We start from the raw sequence: 10,186 nt of genomic DNA on the forward strand, positions 1-10,186 counted from the left end.
CATGGGTAACCTGTTCGCAAGGCTGGTGCACACCAGCGACCCCGTACTTATGCGCCAGGCCCTGGCTTGGCTGTATGGTTTCGTCCGCCCCCAGCAACGGGCCATCGGCGTGTTGCTGGGCTTGTCCTTCGGCGCTTCGCTGCTGGCCCTGGTGCAACCGTGGCTGGTCAAGACGCTGATCGATGAAGGCCTGCTGGCCAAGGATTACCAGACCCTCTGGCACATGGCCGCGATCATGATTGGCGCCGGCCTGCTGGGCACCGTGCTGGCGGGCGTCAACCGCTACCTGCACACGCGCCTGTCGGGGCGCATTCTGTTCGCCCTGCGTGATGACCTGTACCGCCATTTGCAGCAGCTGTCGCCAACCTTCTACGGGCGCCGGCGTACCGGCGACATCCTCTCGCGGCTCGACGGTGATGTCGCCGAGATCCAGCGTTTTGCCGTTGATTCGCTGTTCTCCGCGGTATCAGCGGTGATCGGCCTGGTGGGCGCGGTAGCGCTGATGCTGATGCTGTCCTGGCAACTGTCGCTGCTGCTGGCCTTGCTGATCCCGATCGAGGTGCTGTGGCTGCGCTGGATGCGGCGCAAGGTCGAGCGCGAGGTGCGCAGCCTGCGTGAGCGGTCCGCGGACGTGTCGTCGTTCCTGGTCGAGACCTTGCCGGCGATGAAATTCATCCAGGCGTCCGGCCAGCAGAACCGCGAGGCCGGGCGTCTGGACCAGTTGGGGCAGGGCTACATGCGCCAGCTGCTCAAGGTGCAGGTCACCGAGTTCTTCACCCAGGCAGTCCCGGGCACCCTGACCTCGTGGTGCCGCGCCTGCGCGTTCCTGGTCGGTGGCTGGTGGGTGATCCAGGGCACCTGGCAGCTCGGCGCGCTGATCGCGTTTTCCACCTACATGGGCATGGCGGTGGGGCCGGTGCAGAGCTTGTTGGGCCTGTACGTGGCGGTGCAGCGCATGGCGGTGAGTCTGGGCCGGGTAATGGAGTTGAAGCAAGAAGCCGTAGCGGTGCGCGAGGCCGACTCGCCCAGGCCCATGCCGCAAGGGCCGGGCGAGCTGCGCCTGGAAGGCGTGTGCTTTGCCCATGACGGGCGCCAGGGCGCGGTGCTGGCGCAGGTCGATGCCTGTATTGCCGGTGGCCTGAAAGTCGCCATCAGCGGTGCTTCGGGTGTCGGCAAGTCGACCCTGATCGACCTGTTGCAGCGCTTCTACGACCCGGATGCCGGGCGCATCCTGCTCGATGGCGCCGACCTGCGCGAGCTCGACCTGGCCGCCGTGCGCCAGCGCATCGCCGTGGTCAGCCAGGACATCGTGCTGTTTCGCGGCACCCTGGCGCAGAACCTGGCCTATGGCGCGCCGCAGGCCAGCCGTGGGGAGCTGGAGCGGGTGGTGCGACTGGCCCACCTCGACAGCCTGGTGGAAAGCCTGCCGCTGGGCCTGGACGGGCTGCTCGGTGAGCGCGGCCAGCAGCTTTCCGGTGGGCAGAAGCAGCGTATCGCCATCGCCCGGGCGGTGCTGCAGGCGCCTTCGATCCTGGTGCTCGACGAGGCCACCTCGGCGGTGGATGAAGCCACCGAACGCGAAGTGATTGCCGCCATCGACGAACTGTTCGCCGGGCGCACGCGCATCCTCATCAGCCACCGCGCATCGACCCTGGCCGATGCCGACCTGCATCTGCACCTGCAAGGCGGCCAGTTGCGCGTATTGCCTCGGGAGACGATCCAGCATGGCCGTTGATGTCCAGGTTGGTGTGATCGACAGCGGTTGTGCACCAACGCAGGCACTGGTCGCGGCCCGGCGTTTCTGGCTGGACGAGGGCGTGCTCTGCGAGGGCGAGTTGCAACCAGACCGGCTCGGCCATGGCAGCGCCGTGCTGGCCAGCCTGCAAGCCGAGGCCGGTGCGCTGCCGCTGTTGCTGGCCCAGGTCTTCAGCGAACGCGGCAGCACCAGCGCTTTACAAGTTGCCGCCGCGTTGTTCTGGCTGGCGGAGCAGGGCGTGACCTTGATCAATCTCAGCCTTGGCTTGCAGCAGGACCGGGCGGTGTTGCGCCAGGCCTGTGCTGAAGTGCAGCGGGCTGGCGTGCTGCTGTGCGCGTCCAGCCCGGCGCAGGGCAGTACGGTGTACCCGGCGGCGTATCCGGGGGTGATCCGCATCACCGGCGATGCCCGCTGCGCGCCGGGGCAGTGGTCGTGGCTTGGCAGCGCACAGGCCGACTTCGGTGGCCACGTGGGCGAGCGTGGTCGGGCCGGGGCGAGTCTTGGCTGCGCGGCGGTGAGTGGGCGGATAGCGACCCTGTTGCAACAGCAGCCCGGGCTGGATCGGCAGCAGGTCCATGCCTGGTTGCAAGCCCACGCCGCATTCAGCGGCCCGGAACGACGAGGTGCAGCGGATGCCTGAGCCACGCATTCTGGTGCTGGGCGCCGGGCCGGCCGGCGCCGCCACCGCGCTGGGTCTGCGCCGGCTGGGCTACCCGGTAACGGTGGTCTCCGACTGGCGCCGTTTCGCTGCCGTGGAAGGGGTTTCGCAACGCGTGTTGGAAGGGTTGCGCCATGCCGGCCTGGGCGGCGCCTTGGCCGAGGCGGCGGTACCGGCGACACGCCAGGTGCGCTGGAATGGCCAGCATCTGCAACTCAATCAGGAATACCTGCTCGACCGCCAGCGCTTTGATCGTGCGCTGCGTGATGACTTGCTGTGCGCCGGGGGGACGGTGGTGCAAGGGCGTGTGCGGGATGTTGCGCGCGCAGCGGGCTATCAGATTCGGCTGGATGACGGGCAGGTGCTGCAGGGTGATTTTCTGGTCGAAGCCCGCGGCCGCCAGGCACCGTTGGCGGCCGACCGTATGCGCGGGCCGGAGACGGTCAGCCTGCTCAATCTTTGGCAGTCGGAGCCTGGCGATCCTGCTTCGGCGGTGGAAAGCCTGGACGATGGCTGGGCTTGGATGGCCCGGCTGGCCGACGGGCGATGCTACTGGCAGGTGACCTTGGATGCCGGGGGGCTGCCGGGCAAGGCGGCGCTGCCAGACTATTGCGCCGCACGCCGTCGTGCGTCGGCACTGGTGGCTGAACTGTTCGATGCGCGTGCGCTGGAGCCTGCGCAGGTTCACGCTCGCAGCAGTACGGCGATTCTCGCGGGCGACTGCGTGGGCGATGACTGGCTGCGGGTGGGCGATGCGGCGATGGCGGTTGACCCATTGTCGGGGAACGGGATATTCCAGTCGCTGTCGTCGGCATTGCAGGCGCCGGTGGTGATCAATACCTTGTTGCGCCGGCCTGAACGGGCCGCACTGGCGAAGCAGTTTCATCAGCAGCGGATCGAGCAGCTGTTCATGCGTTTTGCCCGCATTGGGCGGGATTTCTATGGGCAGGAGCTTGAACGTGCCGGGCAGCCATTCTGGGAACGCCGGCGAGGCTGGCCGGATGCGCAGCCGTTGCATCTGGCGGCGGACTGGGCGGCGGTGCAGGTGGCGCGGCGGCCGGTGTTGCGGGATGGGCTGGTGGACGAGGCTGAGGTGGTGGTGACGGCGGATCAGCCTTTGGGGATCTGGCATTTGCAGGGGATCGAGTTGGCGCCGGTAGTCCGTGAGTTGCTGGCTGGTCGATCACCCGCGGCAGCCATGAGCAGCCTGCCAGCAGCGCATAAGAGGATGTTGATGCGCTGGCTGGCAGACCAGGGTGCAGCTCAGAGCTTGATCAGCACCGACTTCAATTCGGTGTAGTGCTCGATGGCCGCTGCGCCCATCTCACGGCCGACACCGGACATCTTGTAGCCGCCAAACGGCAGCGCCGGGTCCAGCGCGCTGTGGCAGTTGACCCACACCGACCCCGACTTGATCCGCGGAATCATCCGGTGCACCGCCGCCAGGTCGTTCGACCAGATGCTCGCGCCCAGCCCGTAAGGGTTGTCGTTGGCCATGCCGATCACTTCGTCGATGTCGTCGAACGGCATCGCCACCAGCACCGGGCCGAAGATCTCTTCCTGTACCAGGCGATGGCGCTGGTCGACGTCGACGATCACCGTCGGCTTGACGAAGTAGCCCGGGCCAAAACCTTCACCGCCACAGGCAATGGTCGCGCCGAGTTCGCGGCCCAGCTCGATGTAGCCGGTCACCCGGTCCTGCTGCTTGGCCGAGATCAGCGGGCCCATCTGCACCGCCGGATCCAGGCCGCTGCCGAGCTTCATGCCGTTGGCGATGCCGGCGATGTCGGCCACCACGTTGTCGAAGTGCTTGCGGTGCACATACAGGCGCGAGCCTGCGCAGCACACCTGGCCCTGGTTGAAGAAGATCGCCGTGGCGGCGCCGGCAGCGGCCTCCTGCAGGTTGGCGTCGGGCATGACGATGGTTGGCGACTTGCCGCCGAGCTCCAGGGTGACGCGGGTCATGTTGTCCATGGCCGCCTTGCCGATCAGCTTGCCCACTTCGGTGGAGCCGGTGAAGGTCAGCTTGTCCACGCTCGGGTGGCGGCTCAGTGCGGCGCCCGCGTTGAGGCCGGTGCCGGTGATCACGTTGAACACCCCGGCCGGGTAGCCGGCCTCATCCACCAGTTCGGCCAGCTTCAGTGCAGTCAGCGGGGTTTCGTCGGCCGGCTTGAGCACCACGGTGCAACCGCTGGCCAGGGCCGGGCCGAGTTTCCAGCAGGCCAGCAGCAGCGGGAAGTTCCAGGCAACGATGGCGCCGACCACGCCCACGGCTTCGCGGCGCACGAAACCATGGAACTGGTCGTTGGGCATCAACGGCATGGACACATCGACGGTGCTCCCCTCGATCTTGGTGGCCCAGCCGGCCATGTAGCGCAGGAAGTCGATGGCCAGCTGCACGTCCATGACTTTGGCCACGGCGGCGCTCTTGCCGTTGTTCAGGCACTCCAGCTCGGCCAGCTGCTGCGCGTCACGCTCCATCAGGTCGGCCAGGCGCCACAGCAGGTTCTGCCGCTCGCGTGGGCGCACACGGCTCCAAGGCGAGTCATCGAAGGCCTGGCGCGCGGCGCGCACGGCGCGGTCGACGTCTTCCTGCTCGGCGGCGGGCACTTCACCAAGGATTTCGCCGGTGGCCGGGTTGCGGAACGACAGCGTGCGACCACTGGCGGCGTCCTGCCAGTCGGCACCGATGCGCATCTTCAGCTTGCGTTCGAGGAAGGCGCGGGTAGCGGGCAGGATGGGCAGTTCGGAAAGCATGGGGCTGTGCCTCTTGTCATTGGGTGTGGCCGGTACTGGCGCAAGGCGCGTGCCAAACCGGTGCAATGGGCGCAAGGTGTTGAACTGTCTGGGTTTTGCTTTTGTGCAAGGCCAACCTTGCAGGCGCGCGCTGTTGCACATTGAGACGCTGTGAGACGGTGTTGAAACAGTGGCTGCGCAGGCCCTGTCTCAGGATGAAACACCCTGTCGCGAAATGGCACGCTCCAGCGCCCCCGGCAACCGTTCAACACCCCTGAAGAAAACGGCTAAGGACCTGAAATACAAAGCCTTTGCAGCACTTGGCACAGTTTCTGTATCGCAACCGTCACAAGCACACCTGCTGTACCAAAGCGTGTGAAAACCATAAGAACAACAACCGTGGAGGTCTGACCTTGAAGACGACTCGACTCCGGCGGCATGCGGGCAAACTGGCGCTGGCCGCCGCCGCACTGCTGGGCACCCAGGCCGTGGTGGCGGCCGGGCAGGGCCCGAGCCTGTTGCAGAACACGTGCATGGGGTGCCACATCCCCGAGGGCAACGATACCTACAGCCGCATCAGCCATCAGCGCAAGACGCCGGAAGGCTGGCTGATGAGCATTGCCCGCATGCAGGTGATGCACGGCGTGCAGATCAGCGACGACGATCGTCGCACCCTGGTCAAGTACCTGGCCGACAAGCAGGGCCTGGCGCCGAGCGAGACCGATGGCGTGCGCTACGCCATGGAGCGCCGGCTCAACACCGTCGAGCACTTCGATACCCAGCTCAGTGAAACCTGCGGGCGCTGCCACTCCGGTGCCCGTGTCGCGCTGCAGCGGCGCCCGGCGCAGGAATGGGAGCACCTGGTCAACTTCCACCTTGGCCAATGGCCGTCCCTCGAATACCAGGCCCAGGCGCGTGACCGCGACTGGCTGGAGATCGCCCTCAAGCAAGTGGTGCCGGACCTCGCCAAGCGCTTCCCGCTGGAGAGCCCGGCCTGGGCTGAATGGCAGAAGGCCAGGCCGGCCGCCGACGCGCTGGCGGGGCAGTGGGCGTTCAGCGGCCACATGCTGGCCAAGGGCGATGTGCGTGGGGTGATGACGGTGGTTGCCGACCAGGGCGATACCTTCAAGGTCGAGGTCAAAGGCAGCTACGCCGACGGCACGCCGTTCAATGGCAGTGGCACGGCGCTGCTCTACAACGGTTATGAATGGCGCGGCAACGTCAAGGTGGGCGACAGCAACCTGCGCCAGGTGTTCGCGGCGCTGGACGGCGAAATGAAAGGCCGCATGTTCGAGGCCGATCACGACGAGCGTGGCCTGGACTTCATCGCCGCCAAAGAGGGCAAGGCGCGCCTGCTGGCGGTTCAGCCTGCGTTCATCAAGGCCGGTGGCGAGAGCGAGATCACCCTGGTCGGCACCGGCCTGGCCGGCAAGCCCGACCTGGGGGGCGGGGTCGAGGTGAGCGAGGTGCTGGAACAGACCCCGACCCTGGTGCGTGTGAAGGCCCGCGCTGCGGCCGATGCCAAGCCCGGCCAGCGCGACGTGGGCGTGGGTGAACTCAAGGGCGCCAAGCTGGCGGTCTATGACAAGGTCGAGGAAGTGAAGGTGGTGCCGGCATTCTCCATCGCCCGTATCGGCGAGAACGGTGCCTCGGTGCCCAAGGTCCAGGGCCGTTTCGAAGCCGAAGCCTGGGGCAAGGATGGCAGTGGCCAGCCGCTGCGCATTGGCTACCTGCCGGCCAGCTGGAAGGTCGAGCCATTCAACGAGCGTGCGGTCGAGGACGAAGACGTCAGGTTCGCCGGGCAGATGCAGGCCGACGGTGTGTTCGTGCCAGGCGGTGCCGGGCCGAATCCGGCGCGCAAGATGATGACCAACAACGCCGGCAACCTGAAGGTCATCGCCACCTTGGCAGACGGTGGCCAGCGTGGTGAAGGCCACATGATCGTCACCGTTCAGCGTTGGAACAACCCGCCGCTGCCGTAAGGGCAGGGTGTAACGGTTTTGCCAACGGATCGATTATCGGGAGGTCGCCATGGGCGCGCTACTGAACCTGGTCGAACGCAACCTGCACGAAGTGCAGGTCGATGCCGACCGCATGCTGTTCCATATCCCCAGCAGTTCGCTGTTCACCGCCGACGCGGTGACCGGCAGCATCATCGACACCCTGCGTCAGCAAGGCTGCTCGGCCGAGGCGCTGATGCAGCGCCTTGGCCAGCAGTTTGCAAGCGACGATATCCAGGACACCCTGCGCGAGCTGATCGCGCTGGAGCTGGTCAGCGACGGCTCGCCGCTGACCCCGGAAATCGCCCTCAAGCAGGTCGAGCGCACGGCACTGAACACCGTGGTGCTCAACGTCAACACGGGCTGCAACCTCAGCTGCACCTACTGCTACAAGGAAGACCTGGACAAACCGTCCGCCGGCAAGAAGATGAGCACCGCCACCGCCGAAGCCTCGGTGGAGATGCTGCTCAAGGAATCACCCGACGAAGCGCGCTACAGCGTGGTGTTCTTCGGCGGCGAGCCGCTGTCCAACCGGCCGCTGATCGAGCACATGGTCGCCTACTGCGAGCGGCGCTTCGCCGCAGCCGGCAAGCAGGTGGAGTTCATCATGACCACCAACGCGACCCTGCTCACCGAAGAAATCATCGACTGGCTCGACGCTCACCGCTTCGGCCTGTCGATCAGCATCGACGGCCCGAAGACCGTGCACGACCGCAACCGCATCACCGTGGGCGGGCAGGGCACCTATGACGTGGTGCGGCGCAAGGCCGACCTGCTGCTGTCGCGCTACCGCAGCCGCCCGGTGGGCGCGCGGGTCACCCTGACCCGTGGCATCACCGATGTCGAGACCATCTGGAACCACCTGTTCAACGAAATGGGCTTTGCCGAAGTCGGCTTTGCCCCGGTCACCTCCGGCGACATGGCCGACTTCAACCTCACCGGTGAAGAGCTGGTGCAGGTGTTCGCCAACATGAAGGCGCTGGGCCGCAAGTACCTGGAAGCGGCGCTGGAGCACCGCAACATCGGCTTCTCCAACCTGCACCAGCTGATCACCGACATCCACGAAGGCCACAAGAAGGCCCTGCCGTGCGGTGCCGGGCTGAAGATGCTGGCCGTGGACCACGAGGGCGAGCTGAACCTGTGTCACCGCTTCACCGGCTCCAGCCTGCCGACCTTTGGCAACGTCCACCAGGGCGTGAAGCAGGCGCAGCTCAACGACTTCCTGTCGCAGCGCCTGGACCGCAGCAACACCGGCTGTGACAGCTGCCGCATCCGCAACCTGTGCTCCGGCGGCTGCTACCACGAGAGCTATGCCCGTTACGGCGACCCGCAGCACCCGACCTACCACTACTGCGAGCTGATGCGCGACTGGGTCGACTTCGGCATCGAAGTCTACAGCCGCATCATGGCCGCCAACCCGGCCTTCATCGACCGCTACATCACCCCGCGGAAGGCGCACTGACATGAAGCACTTGAAGCCCCTGAACAACAAGGCGCGCATCCTCGAGCAGGCCGCCGCCGAAGACCGCGTCGAAGAGGTCATGGCCATGAGCGCGGTCGCCGGTTGCACCGCCACCACCGACCCGGGTTGGGAAGTGGACGCCTTTGGCGGCGTCAGTTCGCTGTGCCAGCCGATGGAGGCCGACCTGTACGGGTGCTCCGATCCTTGCTGGTGGCCGGCCCAGGTGCCGGACATGATGAGCACCTACCAGGACTGGAATGCCCAGGCGAACAACTCCCAGGAAGACTGGCGCAACCTCGGCACCGTGTTCCCTAAAGACAAGTGACCGGCCCGACAAGAATGACAAGGGGAAACCGCATGAAAGCTGGACGCTGCGCGCAACTCGCGCTGACCATCGCCGCCACGGCCTGCGCCTGGGCGGTACAGGCCGATGATGCCGGCCCGGCCCTCAAGGCTGGCCAGGAATACCTGATCACCACCAACTACCCGAACAACCTTCACGTCATCGACGTGGCCAGCGACACGCTGTACAAGAGTTGCCAGATGCCCGACAGGTTCGGCCCCGGCACCGCGATGATGGCGCCAGACAACCGCACCGCGTATGTGCTCAACAACCACTATGCCGATATCTACGGTATCGACCTGGACACCTGCAAGACCACCTTCCACGCCAACCTGTCCAGCGTGCCGGGTGAAGTCGGCAAGTCGATGTATTCGTTCGCCCTGAGCCCGGATGGCAAAGAGGTGTACGCCACGGTCAACCCGACCCAGCGGTTGAACGACCACTATGTGGTCAAGCCACCGCGCCTGGAGGTGTACAACACCGCCGATGGCCTGCAGGCCAAGCCGGTGCGTACCTTCCCGATGCCGCGCCAGGTCTACCTGATGCGCACCGCCGACGATGGCAGCCTGTTCGTCGCCGGGCCGGACATCTACAAGATGGACGTGAAGACCGGCAAGTACAGCGTGGCCTTGCCGCTGCGCAACTGGCAGCGCAAAGGCTACAGCGCCCCGGATGTGCTGTACTTCTGGCCGCACCAGAGCCCGCGCCATGAATTCTCGATGCTCTACACCATCGCCAGGTTCAAGGACGCCAGGCAGGACCCGAACGAGGCGCAGCCGCTGTATGGCTACCTGAGCATCGACCTCAAGACCGGCAAGGCCCACACCCGGGAATTCGCCGACCTGACCGAACTCTACTTCACCGGCCTGCGTTCGCCCAAGGACCCGAACCAGATCTACGGCGTGCTCAACCGCCTGGCCAAATACGACATCAAGCAGCGCAAGCTGATCAAGGCGGCTGATCTGGAGCACACCTACTACTGCGTGACCTTCGACATGAAGGGCGACAAGCTGTACCTGGGCGGTACCTTCAACGACCTGGCGGTGTTCAACCCCGATACGCTGGAGAAGGTGAAGAACATCAAGCTGCCGGGCGGGGACATGTCCACCACCACGCCGCAGGTGTTCATCCGCTGAGCCGGTGTTGGCTTCATCGCGGATGAATCCGCTCCTACAGGATCACCGCTGTCCTGTAGGGGCGGATTCGTCCGCGATAGGGCCAGTCCTGGCAA

General features: G+C 65.9%; 8 protein-coding genes. 7 read left to right on the forward strand and 1 reads right to left on the reverse strand.

From position 1 onward, the window contains the following. Nucleotide 1: 1 nt before the first annotated feature. From HU738_RS21670 to qhpG, 3 genes are read left to right on the forward strand one after another with little or no spacing between them, the layout of a single operon-like run. The gene (locus tag HU738_RS21670) at nucleotides 2-1,735 is read left to right on the forward strand and encodes an ABC transporter ATP-binding protein (RefSeq protein ID WP_186602982.1); all 1,734 of its coding nucleotides are present in this window, start codon (nucleotides 2-4) and stop codon (nucleotides 1,733-1,735) included. Continuing rightward, nucleotides 1,725-2,396, forward strand: a complete 672-nt coding sequence (qhpE, locus tag HU738_RS21675; protein ID WP_186602983.1) for a subtilisin-like serine protease QhpE — start codon at nucleotides 1,725-1,727, stop codon at nucleotides 2,394-2,396. The genes HU738_RS21670 and qhpE overlap by 11 nt, the downstream gene beginning before the upstream one ends. After that, a complete protein-coding gene (gene qhpG, locus HU738_RS21680; RefSeq protein WP_186602984.1) occupies nucleotides 2,389-3,714 on the forward strand; it encodes a flavin-dependent monooxygenase QhpG in 1,326 nt (441 codons plus the stop codon). The genes qhpE and qhpG overlap by 8 nt, the downstream gene beginning before the upstream one ends. On the opposite strand, the gene HU738_RS21685 is transcribed toward qhpG, so the two are convergent. Next, nucleotides 3,678-5,171, reverse strand: a complete 1,494-nt coding sequence (locus HU738_RS21685; RefSeq protein ID WP_186602985.1) for an aldehyde dehydrogenase family protein — start codon at nucleotides 5,169-5,171, stop codon at nucleotides 3,678-3,680. The two genes, qhpG and HU738_RS21685, sit on opposite strands and share 37 nt — an antisense overlap. A gap of 392 nt (nucleotides 5,172-5,563) precedes the next feature. Here HU738_RS21685 and peaA point away from each other — a divergent pair, with 392 nt between their 5' ends. From peaA to peaD, 4 genes are read left to right on the forward strand one after another with little or no spacing between them, the layout of a single operon-like run. Then, nucleotides 5,564-7,132, forward strand: coding sequence for a quinohemoprotein amine dehydrogenase subunit alpha (gene peaA, locus HU738_RS21690; protein ID WP_186602986.1), 1,569 nt, complete (start codon nucleotides 5,564-5,566; stop codon nucleotides 7,130-7,132). 49 nt (nucleotides 7,133-7,181) lie between these two features. Continuing rightward, nucleotides 7,182-8,612: a quinohemoprotein amine dehydrogenase maturation protein gene (gene peaB / locus HU738_RS21695; RefSeq protein ID WP_186602987.1), complete on the forward strand. Its 1,431-nt coding sequence runs from the start codon at nucleotides 7,182-7,184 to the stop codon at nucleotides 8,610-8,612. Nucleotide 8,613: 1 nt separating this feature from the next. Next, on the forward strand, nucleotides 8,614-8,937 hold the full coding sequence (gene qhpC, locus HU738_RS21700; RefSeq protein WP_027916687.1) for a quinohemoprotein amine dehydrogenase subunit gamma: 324 nt from the start codon (nucleotides 8,614-8,616) through the stop codon (nucleotides 8,935-8,937). Nucleotides 8,938-8,969: 32 nt separating this feature from the next. Further along, on the forward strand, nucleotides 8,970-10,091 hold the full coding sequence (peaD, locus tag HU738_RS21705) for a quinohemoprotein amine dehydrogenase subunit beta (RefSeq protein ID WP_186602988.1): 1,122 nt from the start codon (nucleotides 8,970-8,972) through the stop codon (nucleotides 10,089-10,091). Nucleotides 10,092-10,186 lie beyond the last annotated feature (95 nt).

It is taken from the genome of Pseudomonas vlassakiae, assembly GCF_014269035.2.
Lineage (GTDB): Bacteria > Pseudomonadota > Gammaproteobacteria > Pseudomonadales > Pseudomonadaceae > Aquipseudomonas > Aquipseudomonas vlassakiae.